Origin of the sequence: Paraburkholderia ribeironis, assembly GCF_900019265.1 — a bacterium.
Lineage (GTDB): Bacteria > Pseudomonadota > Gammaproteobacteria > Burkholderiales > Burkholderiaceae > Paraburkholderia > Paraburkholderia ribeironis.
This window is the reverse complement of the sequence record NZ_CYGX02000027.1, coordinates 163,011-181,813: the sequence shown is the minus strand read 5'-3', so window position 1 is coordinate 181,813 and position 18,803 is coordinate 163,011. Positions and strand designations below refer to the sequence as shown.

Genomic DNA, 18,803 nt, shown 5'->3' with positions numbered 1-18,803 from the left:
GTCCTGATATTCGGATGCAAGGCAGGACCACCTTTCGCCCCAGACGGCGCAAAAGTTTGTTAGCATCCGCGAGTTTTACGACATTTTTCGACCGATTACGCGCACTTCCGCTGCGCCGACCCCAAAACGGATGGCATCAGACAAGGAACTCGCCGATTTTCTGGCGGGCGTCGAAAGGCGCGCATTCAAGCAGACGGTCTACGCCGTGCGGGACGACGACGCCTCGCTCGACATCGTGCAGGACGCGATGATCAAGCTCGCCGAAAAATATGCCGATCGTCCCGCGGCCGAACTTCCGCTGCTGTTTCAGCGTATTCTGCAGAATGCGATGCACGACTATTTCCGTCGTGCCAAAGTGCGCAATACGTGGGTGAGTCTGTTCTCGTCGCTGGGCAGTGCCGACGACGACGAATTCGACCCGCTGGAGACCTTCGAGGCCCAACCAGGCTCGGTCGGCGCCGAGAGCAACGAGCAGAAGCTCGAACGCGAACAGGTCTTGCAGTTGATCGACAACGAAATCCAGAAGTTGCCGGCACGTCAACGGGAGGCGTTTCTCATGCGTTATTGGGAGGATATGGATGTCGCCGAGACTGCCGCCGCGATGGGCTGCTCCGAAGGCAGCGTGAAAACGCACTGCTCGCGGGCCGCCCACACGCTGGCGCAAGCGCTCAAGGCCAAAGGAATCACCCTATGAGCTCCCTCGAAACCAAAGAACTCGAGTTCGCGCGCCAGGTGCGCCGCGCGCTCGACGAAACCGCCGCCAGCATTCCGTCCGCTACCGTCGATCGACTCGCCGCGGCGCGCCGTGCCGCGCTTGCCCGCAGGAAGCCCGAAACCGTGAGCGCGCCGGTATTCGTGCCTACTTTCGCCGGCATGCCGGCCGGTATGCCGCAAGTCGATTTCCCGCGGCGCCGCCGTTCGCCGCTGCGCCGCTTCGCGCTCGCCTGGCCGCTCGTCGCACTGATCGTGAGTCTTGTCGGGATTGCCTACTGGGAAGACCAGCAGCGCACCGCCGAACTCGCCGATATCGATGCCGCGATGCTGAGCGACGACCTGCCGCTCAATGCCTACCTTGACCACGGTTTCAACGCGTACCTTTCACGCGCCCACTGAGCGGGAGATCCTTCGGGTGAGTTACAAGCGCGGCCTCGCCGTTGTTTTCGGATGCACGATCGCAGCGCTGGTGTCGTTCGCCGCCACGTATCCGCGCTTCCACCCGAGCCTGTCACCGGCCGGCGGCCCCGCGGCGGGCGGCAATGCCGCCGTCAGGGCGCCCGCCCCGGCGCTTGCCGTCGAATTGCCCAGCCTGCCCGGCAGCAACAGCCCAATGGCGTGGTCGCGCCTGACGCCGGCCGAGCATCTCGCACTCGCGCCGTTCGAAACCCAGTGGGATTCGTTCAGCGACGAACGCAAACGAAAATGGATCAAGATTGCGTCGCGCTATCCCAAGATGTCGCCCGACGCGCAAAAGCGCCTGCATGACCGCATGAGCGAATGGGTGCGCATGACGCCCGATCAACGGCGCGTCGCACGTGAAAACTACCAGGTGTCGAAGGAATTGCCGCGCGAGGCCCGTCAGAACGCGTGGCAGGCCTATCAGCTGTTGCCCGAGGAACAGAAGGAACGGTTGGCCGCCAGCGAGCGCAAGCGGCGGCCGAGCATCGTCAGCGCGCCGCCGTCGGCGCACCACGAAATCAAGGGACTCGATCGCCTCGTCAATGCGCGCGAGCACGGTGCAAGCAGCGTAGTGGCGGCGGCGAGCGCCGTGCCACTGGCCACGCCGCCGGCCCCGGCCGCCATGCCGGGGATTCCGGCCGCGGGCAGCTTCGTGCCCGCCACGCCGGTGCCAGTCTCGCCGGCCGAAGCGCCGTCGATCTTCAACGGCTCCTGACCCGCCCCCCGCCCACGCCGTGCCCCAGCCGCTGACCACCGCGCCACCGCCAGCCGCCGCACCCGGCATCGCCCCCACCGTCCGACGGCGCCTCGCGGCGCTCGGCTACGAAGCGCTGCTGCTGTTCGGCGTGGTGTTCTTCGCCGGCTATCTGTTCAGCACGCTGACTCAGCAACGCAACGGGCTGACCCATCACAATATGCTTGCTGCATGGATCGGCCTCGTGGTCGGTCTGTACTTCGTCTGGTTCTGGACCCACGGCGGCCAGACCCTGCCGATGAAAACCTGGCGCCTGCGGGTCGTCGCCGCCGACGGCTCACCGCTGTCCACCGGCCGGGCGATCGTCCGCTACGTGCTCACATGGCTGTGGTTCCTGCCGCCGCTCGCGCTGCATCCGCTGCTGGGACTGCGCCTGCCGCAGACGCTCGCGATCGCCGCGCTCTGGTTCGTGCTGTGGGCCGCCACTGGCCGCTTCGATCCGCAGCGGCGATTCCTGCATGACCGGCTCGCCGGCACACGCGTGATCGGAGTCACGCGCTGAACCGTTGCGCCGCGCAAGTGGTGCCCGCCCCCCGCAATAAGCCCCCCGCATTAACCCCGCAACAACAAGCCCGCAGTAATAAGAACTTCTCATGACTGTCATGGCGCAGTCACGCGCGCCTGGCCCAATACGGGCACCGCAACCCGACGCGTGAGCCATGGACCCCAAGACGTCCGCGACTTCCCTGTTCCGCCAGACCGGCCCGAGCGTCGACACCGTCGCGTTCCGCCCGCACCCGAACCCCGGCCAGCACGGCTTGCCGTTGCCGGTGGCGCCCCCGCTCAGCGCGCACGCCGGCCAGCCTGACGACGAACACGCCGACCCGCACCGCTATCGCACCATCTGGCTATCCGACATCCATCTCGGTTCCAGCGGCTGCCAGGCGCCCTATCTGCTCGACTTCCTGCGCCACAACGAGTCGGAGTATCTGTACCTGGTCGGCGACATCATCGACGGCTGGCAGTTGAAGAAGGGCTGGTACTGGCCGCAGGCGCACAACGACGTCGTGCAGAAAGTGCTGCGCAAAGCGCGCAAAGGCACCCAGGTCATCTACGTGCCCGGCAATCACGACGAAGCCGCGCGCCAGTTCTGCGACCTCGCGTTCGGCGACATCCACGTGCGCGGCGAGGCGTTTCACACCACGCTGGCCGGCAAGCGCCTGTGGATCGTGCACGGCGATCTGTTCGACGGCGTGATCCAGCACGCCAAGTGGCTCGCCTATCTCGGCGACACGCTCTACACGATGATCCTGGTCCTGAACCGCTGGTTCAATCGGATCCGCAGCCGGCTCGGCTTCCCGTACTGGTCGCTGTCGCAGTACCTGAAGCACCAGGTGAAAAACGCGGTGAACTTCATCTCGTCGTTCGAGCAGGTGATGACCGACGAAGCGCGCCGCCGCGGCTGCGATGGCGTGGTCTGCGGGCACATTCACAAAGCCGAGATGCGCGAGATCGACGGCGTGCTGTATTGCAACGACGGCGACTGGGTCGAGAGTCTGTCGGCGCTCGTCGAGACGTACGAAGGCGAACTCAAGGTGATCTACTGGACCACGCTGCGCGCCCCGCAAGCCGGCGCGCAGAAGGCCCGGGCGACCGCCTAGCCCCTCAACTTCCACTGGGCCGAAACCGATGAAGATCATGATCGTCACCGACGCATGGGAACCGCAGGTCAATGGCGTCGTTCGCACGCTGAAAAACACCACGCGCGAACTCACCGCGCTCGGTCATCACGTCGACCTGCTGACGCCGCTCGAATTCAGAACCATCCCCTGCCCGACCTACCCCGAGATCCGCCTGTCGCTGCTGCCGCGCCGCAAGCTGCGCGAGCGCATCGACCGCTTCGCGCCCGACGCGTTGCACATCGCCACCGAAGGCCCGCTCGGCATGGCCGCACGCGCCTATGCGCTGCGCCACAAGCTGCCCTTCACGACCGCTTATCACACGCGCTTTCCGGAGTACGTGCAGGCGCGCTTCGGCATTTCGCTCGCCGCGACCTACAAGTTCCTGCACTGGTTTCACAAGCCGTCGCTGGCCGTGATGGCGCCGACGCCCGTGGTCAAGCGCGACCTCGAAAAGTTCGGCTTCACGAATGTCGTGCTGTGGAGCCGCGGCGTCGACCTGGAGATCTTTCACCAGATGGACTCGAAGGTGCTCAACTCGGCGCGGCCGATCTTCCTCTATGTGGGACGCGTGGCGGTCGAGAAGAACGTCGAGGCGTTTCTGCAACTCGACCTGCCTGGCTCAAAGTGGGTCGCGGGCGAAGGTCCGGCGCTCGCCGAGTTGAAGTCGCGCTATCCGCAGGCGAACTATCTCGGCGTGCTCACGCAAGCCGAACTCGCGAAGGTGTACGCGGCAGCGGACGTCTTCGTGTTCCCGAGCCGCACCGACACCTTCGGGCTCGTGCTGCTCGAAGCGCTCGCGTGCGGCACACCGGTGGCGGCCTATCCGGTCACCGGTCCGATCGACGTGCTCGGCGACGGCGGCGCGGGCGCGATGCATGAGGATCTGCGCGAGGCCTGCCTCGAAGCGCTGAAGATCGATCGCAGCGTGGCGCGCGCATGGGCCGAGCGCTACTCGTGGGCGGCGGCGTCCGCGCAATTCGCCGCGCATCTGAAACCGCTGCCGCACACGTCGTATCGCGAGGAAGGCGCCGCCGCGTGATGCGACGCACGCAGCCGTCCATGCGACCCAGCCCATCCACCGCAAGGCGCGCGTCGAACGGCGCGCTGCGCGCCGTCGATGCCGAGCGCGATGGCGCGAACGCCGAGCCGTTTGGCGATGTCAGCGAACCCGTCATACCGGATCGTGCCGACCCCGAGCATGGTTTGAACGGCCGTCACGCGAAGCGCGTCGCCAGCGACACGCCGCACGAACCGCTCAGCCCCGACGATCCGCTCGCGCCGCTGCCGTTCAATCCGTACAAGGGCAATCGCGGCCTGACCCGCGCATGGCACGCGATGAAAAATTCGCTCGCCGGGTTTCGCGTTGCCATTCGCGAGGAGAGCGCGTTTCGTCAGGAGCTCACGCTCGCCGCGATCCTGGTTCCCTGCGCCCTGCTGGTGCCGGTCGAGCCGGTGGCGCGCGTGCTGCTGCTTGGCTCGGTGCTGCTGGTGCTGATTGTCGAGTTGCTGAATTCGAGCGTGGAAGCGGCGATCGACCGGATTTCGCTCGAACGCCATGAACTGTCGCGCCGCGCGAAAGACCTCGGCAGCGCGGCCGTGATGGTCACGCTCGGCATGTGCGTGATGACGTGGCTGCTGATCGTCGGACCGCTCGTCGTGCATTGGATTGACGCATGGGGATGACACGCGCGTAGCGTGTCGACCTGAAACATTGAAGGGCGTGGGGCTGCGCGGGAGCCGGCGCAACGCATGAAAACCCTGGCTAGCCGCTTGGTATTAGAACGCTCGGTTTATAATCGCCCGATAGTCTCACAAGAAAACGCCGGGCGGCCCCTCAGTTTTCTTGCCCCTCAGGGGGCCTGTCGCACACCGACAGGTTTTGGGGGCGCTCATAATACCAACCGCATCCGGGTGGAACACGCAGCAGCGGCACGCCGCCGCGCGCCCAACCCGGCGTAACCAGGGCCGGACGACATGGAAGCCAAACCTCCCCGCCGCACGCGCGAACGGATTCTCGAACTGTCGTTGAAGCTGTTCAACGAAATCGGCGAGCCGAACGTCACGACGACGACCATCGCCGAGGAAATGGAGATCAGTCCAGGCAACCTGTACTACCACTTCCGCAACAAAGACGACATCATCAACAGCATCTTCAGCCAGTTCGAGCAGGAGATCGAAAAGCGTCTGCGTTTCCCCGAAGACCATCGCGCGACCATCGACGAAATGTGGTCGTATCTGCAGTACATGGTCGATTTCACGTGGCGTTATCGGTTCCTGTATCGCGACCTGAACGACCTGCTCGCGCGCAATCGCACGCTCGAAACGCATTTCAAGCAGATCATCAGCCACAAGGTGCGCTTTGCGAGCCAGTTCTGCGAGCAGCTCGTCGCCGACGGTGAGATGGTCGCCACGCCCGCAGAGATGAACGTGATCGCCACCAATGTCGGCGTGATCGGCACGTACTGGCTGTCGTATCAGTTCGTGATGAATCCGCGCAAATACAACGAGCAGGAGGCCATTCGCGCGGAGCTGCACCAGGTGAGCGTGCAGATCGTGTCGCTGATGGCGCCTTATCTGCGCGGACGCTCGCGGCAGATCTTCGACGACCTCGTGTCCGGCAAGCTGCCCAAGCGCGAGTTTTACGACTACCTGCCGCCCAGGGAAGGCGCCGCGCCGCGCAACGAACCGAAGGACGTTTGAGCATGAAATCGGTGTGTGTATATTGCGGCTCCTCCGCGGGAGCCAAACCGCTGTATGCGCAAGCTGCGCGTGCGTTTGGCCGCGCGCTGGTGCAAGCCGACCTCGCGCTGATCTACGGCGGCGGCAAGGTTGGGCTGATGGGCGTGATCGCCGACACGGTGATGGCCGAAGGCGGCCGCGCGATCGGCGTGATCCCCGAGTTGCTGGTCGACAAGGAAGTCGGCCACAACGGACTGACCGAACTGCATGTGGTGCCCGACATGCATCATCGCAAGAAGATGATGGCCGACCTGTCCGATGGGTTCGTCGCGATGCCAGGTGGCGCGGGGACGCTCGAAGAGTTCTTCGAGGTCTTCACGTGGGCGCAGCTCGGCTACCATCAGAAACCGGTGGCACTACTGAATATCGACGGCTTCTACGATCCGCTGATCACGCTGCTGCGGCACACCGTGGACGAAGGCTTCATGCGCCAGACCTATTTCGACATCGTGCAGATCGATGCCGAGCCTGGCGCGCTGATCGGCAAGCTGCAACGCTATCAGCCACCCGGCAGCGACAAGTGGGCGGTCAAGCGCGACGCGGTGTGAGCGCGGTGTGAGCGCGGTGTGAGCGCGGTGTGAGCGCGGTGTGAGCGCGGTTTCAGCGCGTTCCGCGCTGATTCCACCGCACCGCGCTCGCGCTCGCGCTCCCACAGTATCTGCAACGCCGGTTGCGCCAGCCGCGCCGGCTCTTTCCTGACGACGAGGTTGCGATGACGAAGGCCGTTCTGGTCACTGGTGGCAGCCGCGGCATTGGCCGCGCGACCGCGCGTTTGCTCGGTGCGCGTGGGTGGTGCGTCGGCGTGAATTACGCGCGCAATCTCGCCGCCGCCCAGCACACGGTCGCCGAAGTCGAGCGCGCCGGCGGCCGCGCGGTGCCGATCGCCGGCGACGTCGCGAACGAAGCGGAGGTGATCGCGATGTTCGACACGCTGCAGCAAACGTTCGGCCGGCTCGATGCGCTCGTCAACAACGCCGGCATCGTCGCGCCGTCGAGCCAGCTTGCCGACATGGACCTCCCCCGTCTGCAGCGCGTGTTCGACGTCAACGTGCTCGGCGCGTATCTGTGCGCGCGCGAAGCCGCACGACGCATGTCGACGGATCGCGGCGGCGCGGGCGGCGTGATCGTCAACGTTTCGTCGGCGGCGGCGCGGCTCGGCTCGCCGAACGAATACGTCGATTACGCCGGTTCGAAAGCCGCGGTCGACACGCTGACGCTCGGTCTCGCCAAAGAACTCGGTCCGCGCGGCGTGCGCGTGAACGCGGTGCGCCCCGGCCTGATCGACACCGAGATTCATGCGAGCGGCGGCAAACCCGAGCGCGCCGCCCAGCTCGGCGCGACCACGCCGCTCGGTCGTCCGGGCAGCGCCGACGAAGTGGCCGAATCGATCGTCTGGCTGTTGAGCGACGCCGCGTCGTACGTGACGGGCGCGCTGCTCGACGTTGCCGGCGGCCGCTGAGCACCGCCGTTCTGCACGTGCGGCTGCGGCCGCACCTTTGCGTCCCGCCCTTTCTCCCCCTACGAATTCCCGTCGATTCGACGGTCAATGAGCGCCAGCGAGCGCCAGCGCGCCTATACCGACAATTCGTCGCGCCTCGCCTGTAAACCTCCGTAATATTGCGGGACTACAATCGCTGCGGATCGCGTGCAGCCGCACGTGACGCACAGCCAGAACCACAGCCAAAACATCAGTGCGCGGCCCATGCCGCCGTGTGCGGCGACCAGAGACTGTTCATGCAAGAAAAACCCTCCGCGCGCTGGCGCGCGGACCATGTCGCGGCGACGACATCCGCGCCGTCCGGTGCCGCCGCCTCTGCTGGCCCCGCCGCCGATAGTGCCGATAGCGCCGGTAGCGCCGACAACGCCGGTCGCACCGCAGGCGCCATCCGCCGCTGGCGCGCGCTCGCCGCGATCCGTCCGCTGCTCTGGCTCGTCGCGCTGGCGATCCTGTGCGCGTGGCTGCTGCCGGGCACGTTGGGCCATGATCCGTGGAAGCAGGACGAGACCTATACGTTCGGCATCGTCCAGCACATGCTCGACACCGGCGATCTGATCGTGCCGACCAATGCCGGCCAACCTTTCGTCGAAAAGCCGCCGATCTACGATTGGGTCGCCGCCGGTTTCGCCTGGATGTTCGGCCGCTATCTGCCGCTGCACGACGCAGCGCGGCTTGCAAGCGCATTGTTTGCCGGACTGACGCTTTACTACACGGCGCGCGTCGCGCGCCGCGCGCTCGCCGCGTCGAGCTGGTTCGACCTGCGCGTGATCGGCGCGCTTGCGCTGTTCGCCAGCACGCTCGTGGTCGTCAAACACGTGCACGACATGATGACCGACGTGGCGCTGATGGCCGGCGCCGCGATCGGCTTTTGCGGACTATTCGAACTGGTGCTCGTGCATCTGCGCGACGACCCGCGCCTGGCTCCGGCCGACGCACGGCAGCGGCGTCAGGCGATCGTCAGCGGCGCGACGATGTTCGGCGCGGGCGTCGGCGTCTCGCTACTGGCCAAGGGCCTGTTCGTGCCGCTGGTGTTCGGCGCGACTACCTGCGCAGTGCTGGTGCTGTATCCGGCTTGCCGCACCCGCAGCTTCGCCGGCGCGCTCGGCATCGCCGCGCTGGCCTGCGCGCCGTTCGCGCTGATCTGGCCAATCTGCTTCTATCTGCGCTCCGAAGCGCTGTTCAAGGTCTGGCTGTGGGACAACAACATCGGGCGCTTCTTCGGTTTTTCGGTGGCGGAACTCGGCTCCGAAAACGAGAGCCGCCTGTTCGTGCTGCGCACTGTGCTGAGCGTCGGCTTTCCGGTAGTGCCGCTCGCGCTGGCCGCGCTCGCCGGCGGTGCGTGGCGGCGCTGGCGCGATCCGCGCGTGGCCTTGCCGGTGATCTTCGCGGGCACCGGCTTCGCCGTGCTGCAAAGCTCGGCGACAGTGCGCGAACTGTACATCCTGCCGTTTATCGCGCCGCTCGCGCTGCTGGCGATGCAAGGTGTCGAAAGCCTGCCGCAGCGACTGCATGCGGGCTGGGACATCATGAGCCGCGTGCTGTTCGGCAGCGCGGCGGCGCTCGCGTGGATCATCTGGTCGATCATGAGCAGTCCGGCGCACACGCACGCGTCGCTGCACCTGCTCGGCCGCTGGTTGCCGCTCGACTGGGTGCTGCCGGTCAGACCCGGGCTGATCGCGGCTGCGCTGCTGATGACGTTCGGCTGGCTGTGGCTGCTGCCGGTCTTCAAGTACACCGGCAAATGGCGCGGCGTGCTGAGCTGGTGCGCGGGCGCGCTGCTCGTGTGGGGGCTGGTGAGCACGTTGCTGCTGCCCTGGCTCGACTATGCGAAGAGCTACCGCTCGGTGTTCGAAGAGCTCGGCACCAGAATGAACTTCGAGTGGAACGATGGCGACTGCATGGCGAGCACCGGTCTCGGCGAGTCGGAGGCACCGATGCTCTACTACTACATCGGCATCGAACATCGACCGACCACGGACCCCCGCACCACCGAGTGCACGTGGTTGATCGACGAAAGCCGTCGCGACAACGCCCGTCCGCCGGCCGGCGACTGGCGCCTGTTCTGGTCGGGCGCGCGGCCGGGCGACACGAATGAATTGTTGCGAGTGTTCGAGCGCACGCCGGCGGCCGCCACGCCGGACGACGACTAGCGCCGGCAGCCGGCCCGCCGTGCCGCGTGCCACGCGTGGCACGCAGGCGCGTCAGCGCGGCGCCTGGAACGATGAACCGGGTTTGCGCAGGAACGCGATTTCTTCGGCGGTCGACGAACGCCCGAGCACCGCATTGCGATGTGGAAAGCGGCCAAAGCGCTCGATGATTTCCGCGTGCCGGACCGCGAACCCGTAGTAAGACTCGCCGCCCGGCTCCGTTTGCAGCTGCTTGAAGAGGCGCAGCGATTCGCGCTGGCTGGCGAGCGTTTCGTCGTGTTCGAACGGCAGATACGCAAACGCGCGATGATGTGCGCTCGGCAGCAGACGATCGGCCCCGCTGGCGATCATCCGCTGCGCGGCGCGCAGTGCTTTCTGATCGGCGGCGAACGCACGCGGCGTGTTGCGATGGCAATTGCGCGAGAACTGATCCAATACGATGATCAGTGCCAATGCGCCGAGCGGCGTGGCCTGCCAGTGGTCGAGCGCGGCGGCGGCCGTCGCGTCATTCGTGGTGCTGTTCGTCGCGTTGTTCGTGGTGTGGTTCGTCGCGTTGATCGTGGTGTCGTTCGCCACATCGATCAGTTCACCGAAGCGTTCCCGCAGCATCGCATCAAATGCCACGTCGCCGGAGAACCAGAGCTTGCGCTCGTCGCCGAAGCCGGGCGTACCCGGCGCGCCGAACCAGCAATCGAGGACTTCGCGCGCCGGCGGCGCGAGGCCGGCGTAGTCCGCCTGCATCGCGTAGGGTGTCGCGCCGGGCTCGTCAGCCATTGCGGTTGCGCATCCAGTCGGCGGTCTCGAAGAACGAGCCGAGCAGGCGCTCGCGCAGCGGCTCGGCCAGTCCGATGTCTTCCATCGCCCACGCCATGCATCTGAGCCACTGATCCCGCTCGCTCGACGCGATCGCGAACGGCAGATGCCGCGCGCGCAAGCGTGGATGACCGCACCGGCTGATGTAGTGATCGGGGCCGCCCAACCAGCCGCACAGGAACCAGAAAAGCTTGTCGCGCGAGCCGTCGAGCGACTCCGGATGCAAAGCCCGAATCCCGGCGAAATCCGCTTCCAGATCCATCAGGTCGTAAAACCGGTCGACCAGTTCGCGCACACGCGCCTCGCCGCCGACCAGCTCGAAGGCCGTCGGCTGCGCCGCGGACACTTCGTCGTTCAAATCGCTCATAGACTGCTCATCAACTGACAAGAAAAATCACGCATCCCGCAACGATTGCAACGCGGGACGCGCCAACACATGCCGCAAGCTCAGCCAACCGCCCACACCGGCGCACGCGACGCCGGCCGCGATCCCGGCCGGCAGCAGCCACGGATCGAAGCTCAGATAGAACTCGAACACGCGCGTCGCCAGCACCCAGCCGATCACTTGCGCGCCAATCGCCGCCATCAGCCCCGCCAGCGCGCCCACCGCGACGAACTCGGCAATTTGCACGGCGCGCACCTGTCGATGCGACGCCCCCAACGCGCGCAGCAGCGCGGATTCTCGCATACGCTCGTCGCGCGTGCCGGCGAGCGCCGCATACAGCACCAGCACGCCCGCCGCCAGCGTGAATGCGAACAGGAACTGCACCGCGCCGATCACCTGCTGCAATACGCGCTGGATCTGCGCGAGGATCGGACCGGTATCGATGGCCGTGAGGTTGGGATAAGCGGTGATCAGGCCGTCGAGCGTCGACTGTTTGTCCTGCGGCAGATAGAAGCTCGTGATGAACGTCGCCGGAAAATCCTGCAACACAGCGGGCGGCATCAGTACGAAAAAATTGACCTTGAAGGTACCCCAGTCGAGCTTGCGCACGCTCGTCACCGGCGCGTCGACCTGCAAGCCCGTCACGTCGAAGCGCAGCACATCGCCGGGCTTCACGTTGATCAGCTTGGCAAGCCCCTGCTCGATCGAAATTTGCGGCGTACTCGTGTCGCCGTACCACGTGCCGGCGGCGATCCGGTTGTCCTCGGGCAGCTCGGTCGTGTACGACAGATTGAATTCGCGGTCCACCAGACGCCTCGCGTCCTCGCCCTTGAACGAGTCCGGATTGACCGGCTTGCCGTTGATCGCCACGAGCCGCCCGCGCACCATCGGCGCGAGCGCCGTGCCGGGCACGCCGTGCGCGCCCAGGTACTGCGTGACGGCGTCGCGCTGATCGGGCTGAATGTCGATGATGAACTCGTTCGGCGCATCGGGTGGCGTCGATTTGCGCCAGCCTTCCACCAGGTCGTTGCGCGTCATCGCGATCAGCAGCAGGCACATCAGGCCGATACCAAGCGCGGTGATCTGCAGCGCGCTGGCACTGCTGCGCCGCTCGAGCGACGCCAGCGCATAGCGCCAGCCGATCCCTGCGTTCACGCGCTCGCTGCGCACCACGCGCGCCGCGCCCCACAGCGCAAACCGCGCGATGCATGCGAACACCAGCAGTCCGCCGGCGAAGCCGCCCGCGACGATCCCGCCGAGCTTCAACTCCCCGGCCGCGACGATCAGCAGCGCGGCGAACAGCGCGATGCCGAGCGCGTAGGCGGCCCACGCAGTGCGTCCGGCGTCGCCCCATTCGCGACGCAGCACGCGCACCGGCGGCACGCGCGTGAGCGGCAACAGCGGCGGCAGCGCGAAGCCCAGCAGCAGCACGAGGCCGGCCGCGATGCCTTCGAACGCGGGCCACAGCGTCGGCTGCGGCAGCGCCACGTCGATCAGACTGCCGAGCCACGTCAGCAACGCGAGATGCCCCAGATAGCCGAGCGCCACGCCCAGCGCGCCGCCGATCAAGCCGAGCCCGGCGAATTCCAGCGTGAATAGCGCGCGCAGCGCGGCCTGGCTGACGCCGAGACAGCGCATCGCCGCGCAGCTGTCCAGATGCCGGCGCATATAGCGGTACGCGGCCATCGCGATCGCCACCGCCGCCAGCAGCGCGGTGAGCAGCGACACGAGCGTGAGAAAATGACCCGCGCGATCGAGCGTCTGGCGCACTTGCGGCTGACCGTCCTGCAAGGACTCGAGCGCGACGCCGCGCATCTTGCCGCCGTCCACCCGGTCGTGTGCGAACTGCGCGAAGCGCGCCACCGCCGCGTCTGCACCCGCCACCAGCAGCCGGTAGGTCACGCGGCTGCCGAACGTGATGAGGCCGGTCGACTGGACCTCGTCGGCGCGCAGCATCAGGCGCGGCGAGAAGTTGACGAACGAAAACCCGCGGTCGAATTCGCGGGTGATCACCGCGCCGATCGTGAAGCTGCGGTTGCCGACTTTCACCGTGTCGCCGACATGCAGCTTCAGCGCGTCGAGCAGCGCCTGATCGACCCACGCGGTGCCCGGTGGTGGAATCGAGTGTGCAGGATGGTCTGCCGCACCGGGCGCCGCCGCGATCCGCAACGCGCCGCGCAGCGGATAGCCCGGCGACACCGCCTTGATCGCGGCGAGGCGCGAAACCGGCTGCGCGCCGGTCGAATTGATCATGCTGGGGAAGATCGCCGTGCTGGCGGTGCGCAAACCAAGCGCCCTGGCTTGCGCGGCGAATTGCGGATCGACCGGATGATCGGCGCGCACGATGAAATCGGCGGCGATCATGCGCCGCGCGTCGCGCTCGAGTCCCTGATGCAGACGATCGGCCAGAAAACCAACGCTCGACAGCGCCGCGACGGCCAGCACCAGCGCCAGCAGCAGCATCGTCAATTCGCCCGCGCGCCAGTCGCGCGCCGTCATGCGAATCGCCTGGCGCAATAGATCGCCGCCGCCGAGACCCCGCGCGGGCTTCGAGTCAGCGCGTGCCGTTGCACCTCGTACGGTAGCGCTCAATCGTGCCTGCTCCTCGCAAAACGCGACACCATGTGCGTGGCCATGCCGCGAAACCCGACCTGCACGCCACGCCACAGACGCGGCAAGGCCCAGCCGGCCACCATCAGGAAACCCACCATCAGCACGAGGAACAACAGCGGCACGAACAGCGCGAGCAGCATGCCGCCGAATACCAGGCCGTCTTCCGCGGTCGACGTGACGATGTTCGACACCGGCTCCGGCGACAGATTGATCAGCGCACGCGTGCCCGCCTTGGCGAGATGCGCGGTGCCCGCCAGCGTGCCGCCCGCGAGCGCCGCGACGGTCAGCAGCGCCGGATCGGCATGGCCGAGCGCGCCGACGGCCAGCACGGCGCCGGCAGGAATGCGGATGAAGGTATGAATCGCGTCCCATAGGGAATCGAACGCGGGGATCTTGTCGGCGAGGAATTCGGCGAGCGTCAGCACGGCCGCCGCGCCGATCACCCACGGTGACGTCAGCGCGGACAGTGTGTCGGGCAGATGCACCAGGCCGAGACGTCCGAATACGCCGGCCAGCAGGACCGTCAGATAGAGGCGTAGGCCACTGCCCCATGAAAGGCCAGCAGCGAGAGAAAGTGATTCAAGCATGGCCGCCTCCAGGCTCGCTGTGCGTGCCGGGCGCTGCGGCGGAAAAAGACGGGCAATGTCTTCACCGAAGTCGCCGGACCCGCGCCGAGCCGGCCGCGCCAGATAGGCCGCGGGCAATTTCAGGTTGGATTCGGTCTAATTATAGCCACGATGATTCGCAGAACGTAGACCGGCGCGCGACCGTTGGCGCGGATGAGACGCTGGCCGCGACTCATGCAGGTGATTCATGCAGGTGATTCATGCAGCTGATTCATGCAGTCGATTTATGCAATTAAGCCGCGCGGTTCGCGGGGCGAGCCCGGCGGCATGCTCAGTGCATGGCTTCGACGGCCAGTTCAATGCCCCAACTGACGGCCAGCCTCAATGCCCCGACGACAACTTCAGCCCGATCAGGCCAACCACGATCAGCGCAGCGCTGGCGACCCGAGCGACGCTCAACGCCTCGCCCATCATCACGACGCCGAAGATGAACGCGCCGACCGCGCCGATACCCGTCCACACGGCGTAGGCCGTGCCGAGCGGCAACTGGCGCATCGCCACGGCGAGCAGCGCGAAGCTGCCGAGCGCGGTCACGACCGTGAACACGGACGGCCCGAGCCGGGTGAAACCTTCGGAGGTCTTGAGACCGGCCGCCCACGCGACTTCGAGCAAACCGGCAAGCAGCAGAAGAAACCAGGACATGGGACCGCTCCATGATCAGATGGGGCCGTCCCCGTTCGTCGTATTGGCGTAAGGTCGTCCTTACGAAGCGTAATTATATCGGAGCGATCCACGCACAGCGTCGAGGCCGGCTCAGACCGCGCCCACCAGTCGATAGCCGACGCCGGTTTCCGTGACGATATGCTCGGGCTGCGCCGGATCGCGCTCCAGCTTGCCGCGCAGATGCGCCATGTAGATGCGCAGATAGTGATGGCTCTCGACATGCGACGGTCCCCACACGTCGCGCAGCAACTGCCGGTGCGTCAGCACGCGCCCGGCATGGCGCACGAGTGTCGCAAGCAGCCGGTATTCGATTGGCGTCAGATGGATCGCCGCGCCGTCGCGGGTCACCTGGCGCAGCGCCAGATCGACTGTGACCGCGCCGAAGCGCACCTGGGGCGACTCGTTCGCGCCGCCGTGGTTACGCCTGCGCATATGCGCGCGGATGCGCGCCAGCAGCTCGGACACGCCGAACGGCTTGGTCAGGTAGTCGTCGGCGCCGGCATCGAGCGCGGCGACTTTTTCACTCTCCTGGGTGCGCGCCGACAACACGATCACCGGCAGCTCGCTCCAGCCGCGCAGTTCGCGGATCACGTCGAGACCGTCGGTGTCAGGCAGACCGAGATCGACGATCACCAGATCGGGCTTGCGCGTCGCGGCTTCGACGAGCCCCTGCTTGCCGGTTTCGGCGTCATGCACGACGATGCCTTCGCCTTCCAGCGCGGTGCGCACGAAGCGGCGAATCTGCTTTTCATCCTCGATCAGAACGACGGTGATGCTCGGGTCACTCATGAGTGGGCTTGGCCAACGGGTTGAGAGTTGCAGCGCGGTCGTCATCTGCGTGGACATCGGGCGGGCTTTCCGGCGCGCGTTCGGCCGCGCTTTCGGCCACGCTTTCGGCCGCACCTTCGGCCGCACTTTCGGCTTGAACCAGCGGCTCGGCGCCTTCGTCTTCCAGCGCATCCGGCGCGTCGGGCGGCGTTTCTACCGGCAGCGTGAACCAGAAGCGCGCGCCTTCGATCCGGCCATCCGCCGACAGCCGGTTGAGCGCGCCGATTGTACCGCCGTGCGCCTCCACGATCGCACGGCAGATCGCGAGTCCGAGGCCGATGCCCGGCTTGGCCGACTCCTTCTCGCCGCGCGTGAACTTCTCGAACACGCGCGCCTCCATGCCGGCGGGCAGACCCGGACCGTCGTCGTCGACGGCGACGCGGACCATCGCTTGGCCGTCCGCGTCGATGCGTTGGGCGCCAATCGTCAAGCGCGTCTCCGGCGCGGTGTACTTGGCCGCGTTCTCGAACAGGTTCGAGAACAGTCGCTCCATCAACACGGCGTCCAGATGCAGCAGCGGCAGATCGGCGGGCAGGCTGACCTGCACCGGATGACCCGCCAGCACGCGTTTGCATGCGCGCAACGCGGCGCCCACGGTTTCTTCGAGCAGCGTCCACTGCTGATTCAGTTGCAGACTGCCCGCCTGCAAGCGCGCCATGTCGAGCAGATTCGTGACGATGTCGGTCATGCGCAGCGCCTCTTCGTGGATCGCGTCGACGAGATCGTCGCCGGGCTGCGCTTCGGCGTGCGTTGCGCTGCGCGCCGTACGCGCCTGCGCCAGCATCGACGAAAAACCGACGATCGTCGTCAACGGCGTACGCAGGTCGTGCGAGATCGCCGCCAGCAGCGAGTTGCGCAAGCGCTCCGACTCCATGTTGACGAGCGCGTCGCGGGCGATATCGACGTAATGCACGCGTTCCAGCGCCAGGGCGATCTGCGCGGCGAACGCGTCGAGCATGCGCTGCTGCTCGGGTACATCCAGCTCGCGCTCGTCGCGCAGCACCACCGCCAGCACGCCGCGGGTGCGCATCGGCGCCTTCAGCGGCAGGTACAGCGCGGCGGCGGCCGGCAGCGTGTCAGTGCCATGGCCGGCCGGCTTCTGCTGATCGTAGACCCACTGGCCGACGTCGATATCGAGCTGCTCGCCTTCGAGCGTGACCGCTGCATCGGGGTCCTCGATCTTCTGTTTGACCTGATCGACGCTGTCCGGCAGCAGGATCGCGACGCGCGCACCGAACACCTCGCTCACATGCCGGCTGCCGATCGCGACGATCTGTTCGGTGGTGAGCGCCGCCGCCAGTTCGCGCGCCATCGCATACATCGCGCCGGTGCGCTGTTCGCGACGTCGCGCGACACTCGCCTCACGACGCAGGCTCGAGGTCAGATGGCTGATCACCAGCGAAGTCAGCAGCATGCCGAAGAAAGTCAGCAGATACTGCGTATCCGATACCGACAGCGACATGCGTGGCGGCACGAAAAAGAAATCGAACGCCGCGACGCTCAGGAACGACAGCACCACGCCCGGCCCACGTCCCAGCTTCGCCGCGGTGAAGATCACGCCGAGCAGATACAGCATCACAAGGTTGGTCAGATCGATGCGGTCGATCAGCTGGCTCGACAGCAGCGTGATGGCCGCACAGATCGCCAGCGCGATGCCGTAGGCGCGCGGCGGCGAACGGCGTTCGCGCGCCGCGCTCAGCGCCTCGCGCCATGCGTTCGCGGTGGTGTTCAACAGGCGCCGATGCTCGCCGCCATTGCGTTCGGTCGACGCGCGGATCAGCGTGAGATCGAGCTCACCCGCCTGCTCGGCGATCCGCTCGCCGAACGGCCGGCGCAGCCAGCGCCTGGCGCCCGTGCGCGACGACGCGCCGGCCACCAGCTTCGACACGTTACGGGCCCGCGCATAGCCGATCAGCGCGGTGATCGCGTCGGTGCCCGCGAGGGTCGCGGTTTCGGCGCCGAGTTCGGCGGCAAGCTTCAACGCGTTCAGCGTGCGTTCGCGGCGCGCGTCGGGCAGGCGCTGCAGCGCGGGCGTCTCGACATAGACCGCGAGCCAGTCGGCCTTCAGGCTGGCGGCGAGGCGCGCCGCCGCGCGCACCAGGGCAGGCGCGTCCGGTCCCGGCCCGACGCACACCAGCAAACGCTCGCGCGCCTGCCAGATGCGCTGGATCGAACGATCGGCGCGGTACTCGTGCATCTGCGCATCGACGCGATCCGCGGTGCGGCGCAACGCCAGCTCGCGCAGCGCGATCAGGTTGCCCTTGCGAAAGAAGTTGCGCACCGCGTGCTCGGCCTGCTGCGGCATATAGACCTTGCCGTCGCGCATGCGGTCGAGCAGCTCCTCGGCGGGCAGGTCGACCAGCGTGACTTCGTCGGCGCGATCGAACACGCGATCCGGCACGGTCTCCCAGACGCGGATGCCGGTAATCTGGCCGACCACGTCGTTCAGGCTTTCGAGGTGCTGGACGTTGACCGTCGTATAGACGTCGATGCCCGCGTCGAGCAGTTCGTAGACGTCCTGCCAACGCTTCAGATGACGTGCGCCCTGCACGTTCGAATGCGCCAGTTCGTCGACCAGAATCAGTTGCGGCTTGCGCGCGAGCGCCGCGTCGAGATCGAACTCGCCGAGCTTGCGGCCGCGATACTCGATTTGCTGGAGCGGCACCACGTCGAGGCCGTCGAGCAGCGCGGCGGTTTCGCTGCGACCATGCGTTTCGGCGATGCCGATCACGACGTGCGCGCCTTCGTCGTGGCGACGGCGCGCGGCCTGCAACATCGCATACGTCTTGCCGACGCCTGCCGACGCGCCGAAGAATATCTTCAAGCGGCCGCGTTGACGTTTCTCTTCGTCGCGCTGGAGCTTGTCGAGCAGTTGGTCAGGGTCGGGGCGGTTCATCATGCTCAATGTTTTTCACGATCGGGAGAGCGGTGGTGCATAC

Annotated in this window: 18 protein-coding genes; 11 read left to right on the top strand and 7 right to left on the bottom strand. The window is 66.7% G+C overall.

Features of this window, described 5'->3' with window-relative positions:
- The first annotated feature begins 130 nt into the window (after positions 1–130).
- The 11 genes from BN2475_RS13770 to BN2475_RS13720 all read left to right on the top strand — a co-directional run bounded on the left by BN2475_RS13770 (position 131) and on the right by BN2475_RS13720 (position 9,939).
- On the top strand, positions 131–694 hold the full coding sequence (locus tag BN2475_RS13770; RefSeq protein ID WP_094780062.1) for an RNA polymerase sigma factor: 564 nt from the start codon (positions 131–133) through the stop codon (positions 692–694).
- On the top strand, positions 691–1,113 hold the full coding sequence (locus BN2475_RS13765) for a DUF3619 family protein (RefSeq protein WP_094780061.1): 423 nt from the start codon (positions 691–693) through the stop codon (positions 1,111–1,113). Before BN2475_RS13770 ends, BN2475_RS13765 begins: the two co-directional genes overlap by 4 nt.
- Before the next feature lie 16 nt (positions 1,114–1,129).
- Positions 1,130–1,891: a DUF3106 domain-containing protein gene (locus BN2475_RS13760; RefSeq protein WP_094780060.1), complete on the top strand. Its 762-nt coding sequence runs from the start codon at positions 1,130–1,132 to the stop codon at positions 1,889–1,891.
- A gap of 19 nt (positions 1,892–1,910) precedes the next feature.
- Complete coding sequence (locus BN2475_RS13755) at positions 1,911–2,432, top strand: RDD family protein (RefSeq protein ID WP_094780059.1); 522 nt, start codon at positions 1,911–1,913, stop codon at positions 2,430–2,432.
- Between the two features lie 157 nt (positions 2,433–2,589).
- Positions 2,590–3,531, top strand: a complete 942-nt coding sequence (locus BN2475_RS13750; protein ID WP_094780058.1) for a UDP-2,3-diacylglucosamine diphosphatase — start codon at positions 2,590–2,592, stop codon at positions 3,529–3,531.
- Between the two features lie 28 nt (positions 3,532–3,559).
- Positions 3,560–4,591 (top strand): glycosyltransferase family 4 protein, encoded by a 1,032-nt coding sequence (locus tag BN2475_RS13745; protein ID WP_094780057.1) that lies wholly within the window; start codon positions 3,560–3,562, stop codon positions 4,589–4,591.
- A gap of 20 nt (positions 4,592–4,611) precedes the next feature.
- Entirely contained in the window at positions 4,612–5,235 is a 624-nt protein-coding gene (locus BN2475_RS13740) for a diacylglycerol kinase (protein ID WP_094780126.1), read from the top strand.
- Between the two features lie 291 nt (positions 5,236–5,526).
- Complete coding sequence (locus BN2475_RS13735; protein WP_094780056.1) at positions 5,527–6,252, top strand: TetR/AcrR family transcriptional regulator; 726 nt, start codon at positions 5,527–5,529, stop codon at positions 6,250–6,252.
- A gap of 2 nt (positions 6,253–6,254) precedes the next feature.
- Positions 6,255–6,839, top strand: a complete 585-nt coding sequence (locus tag BN2475_RS13730; RefSeq protein WP_094780055.1) for an LOG family protein — start codon at positions 6,255–6,257, stop codon at positions 6,837–6,839.
- Between the two features lie 164 nt (positions 6,840–7,003).
- Positions 7,004–7,750: an SDR family oxidoreductase gene (locus BN2475_RS13725; RefSeq protein ID WP_094780054.1), complete on the top strand. Its 747-nt coding sequence runs from the start codon at positions 7,004–7,006 to the stop codon at positions 7,748–7,750.
- Between the two features lie 275 nt (positions 7,751–8,025).
- The gene (locus BN2475_RS13720; RefSeq protein WP_094780125.1) at positions 8,026–9,939 is read left to right on the top strand and encodes an ArnT family glycosyltransferase; all 1,914 of its coding nucleotides are present in this window, start codon (positions 8,026–8,028) and stop codon (positions 9,937–9,939) included.
- Between the two features lie 51 nt (positions 9,940–9,990).
- Here BN2475_RS13720 and BN2475_RS13715 read toward each other — a convergent pair whose 3' ends face one another.
- The 7 genes from BN2475_RS13715 to BN2475_RS13685 form a co-directional block, all read right to left on the bottom strand.
- Positions 9,991–10,710 carry a DUF924 family protein gene (locus BN2475_RS13715; RefSeq protein WP_094780053.1) on the bottom strand — a complete coding sequence of 240 codons (720 nt, stop codon included), beginning with the start codon at positions 10,708–10,710 and terminating at the stop codon, positions 9,991–9,993.
- Entirely contained in the window at positions 10,703–11,116 is a 414-nt protein-coding gene (locus tag BN2475_RS13710; RefSeq protein ID WP_094780052.1) for a group II truncated hemoglobin, read from the bottom strand. Before BN2475_RS13710 ends, BN2475_RS13715 begins: the two co-directional genes overlap by 8 nt.
- A 27-nt stretch (positions 11,117–11,143) precedes the next feature.
- The gene (locus BN2475_RS13705) at positions 11,144–13,633 is read right to left on the bottom strand and encodes an ABC transporter permease (RefSeq protein WP_094780051.1); all 2,490 of its coding nucleotides are present in this window, start codon (positions 13,631–13,633) and stop codon (positions 11,144–11,146) included.
- A gap of 89 nt (positions 13,634–13,722) precedes the next feature.
- Complete coding sequence (locus tag BN2475_RS13700) at positions 13,723–14,334, bottom strand: DUF4126 domain-containing protein (RefSeq protein ID WP_094780124.1); 612 nt, start codon at positions 14,332–14,334, stop codon at positions 13,723–13,725.
- A 360-nt stretch (positions 14,335–14,694) separates the two neighbouring features.
- The gene (gene sugE / locus BN2475_RS13695) at positions 14,695–15,015 is read right to left on the bottom strand and encodes a quaternary ammonium compound efflux SMR transporter SugE (protein ID WP_094780050.1); all 321 of its coding nucleotides are present in this window, start codon (positions 15,013–15,015) and stop codon (positions 14,695–14,697) included.
- 111 nt (positions 15,016–15,126) lie between these two features.
- Positions 15,127–15,825, bottom strand: coding sequence for a two-component system response regulator KdpE (kdpE, locus tag BN2475_RS13690; RefSeq protein WP_094780049.1), 699 nt, complete (start codon positions 15,823–15,825; stop codon positions 15,127–15,129).
- Positions 15,818–18,760 (bottom strand): DUF4118 domain-containing protein, encoded by a 2,943-nt coding sequence (locus tag BN2475_RS13685; RefSeq protein WP_094780123.1) that lies wholly within the window; start codon positions 18,758–18,760, stop codon positions 15,818–15,820. The genes kdpE and BN2475_RS13685 overlap by 8 nt, the downstream gene beginning before the upstream one ends.
- Between the last annotated feature and the right edge of the window lie 43 nt (positions 18,761–18,803).

Excerpts from the sequence above, each read along its gene's own strand:
- BN2475_RS13725 (WP_094780054.1), top strand. The coding sequence starts at position 7,004 with ATGACGAAGGCCGTTCTGGTCACTGGTGGCAGCCGCGGCATTGGCCGC.
- BN2475_RS13715 (WP_094780053.1), bottom strand. The coding sequence starts at position 10,710 with ATGGCTGACGAGCCCGGCGCGACACCCTACGCGATGCAGGCGGACTAC.
- BN2475_RS13685 (WP_094780123.1), bottom strand. The coding sequence starts at position 18,760 with ATGAACCGCCCCGACCCTGACCAACTGCTCGACAAGCTCCAGCGCGAC.
- BN2475_RS13730 (WP_094780055.1), top strand. The coding sequence starts at position 6,255 with ATGAAATCGGTGTGTGTATATTGCGGCTCCTCCGCGGGAGCCAAACCG.
- sugE (WP_094780050.1), bottom strand. The coding sequence starts at position 15,015 with ATGTCCTGGTTTCTTCTGCTGCTTGCCGGTTTGCTCGAAGTCGCGTGG.
- BN2475_RS13735 (WP_094780056.1), top strand. The coding sequence starts at position 5,527 with ATGGAAGCCAAACCTCCCCGCCGCACGCGCGAACGGATTCTCGAACTG.
- BN2475_RS13710 (WP_094780052.1), bottom strand. The coding sequence starts at position 11,116 with ATGAGCGATTTGAACGACGAAGTGTCCGCGGCGCAGCCGACGGCCTTC.
- BN2475_RS13750 (WP_094780058.1), top strand. The coding sequence starts at position 2,590 with ATGGACCCCAAGACGTCCGCGACTTCCCTGTTCCGCCAGACCGGCCCG.
- BN2475_RS13720 (WP_094780125.1), top strand. The coding sequence starts at position 8,026 with ATGCAAGAAAAACCCTCCGCGCGCTGGCGCGCGGACCATGTCGCGGCG.
- BN2475_RS13700 (WP_094780124.1), bottom strand. The coding sequence starts at position 14,334 with ATGCTTGAATCACTTTCTCTCGCTGCTGGCCTTTCATGGGGCAGTGGC.
- BN2475_RS13705 (WP_094780051.1), bottom strand. The coding sequence starts at position 13,633 with ATGACGGCGCGCGACTGGCGCGCGGGCGAATTGACGATGCTGCTGCTG.
- BN2475_RS13745 (WP_094780057.1), top strand. The coding sequence starts at position 3,560 with ATGAAGATCATGATCGTCACCGACGCATGGGAACCGCAGGTCAATGGC.
- BN2475_RS13765 (WP_094780061.1), top strand. The coding sequence starts at position 691 with ATGAGCTCCCTCGAAACCAAAGAACTCGAGTTCGCGCGCCAGGTGCGC.
- BN2475_RS13770 (WP_094780062.1), top strand. The coding sequence starts at position 131 with ATGGCATCAGACAAGGAACTCGCCGATTTTCTGGCGGGCGTCGAAAGG.
- BN2475_RS13740 (WP_094780126.1), top strand. The coding sequence starts at position 4,612 with ATGCGACCCAGCCCATCCACCGCAAGGCGCGCGTCGAACGGCGCGCTG.
- kdpE (WP_094780049.1), bottom strand. The coding sequence starts at position 15,825 with ATGAGTGACCCGAGCATCACCGTCGTTCTGATCGAGGATGAAAAGCAG.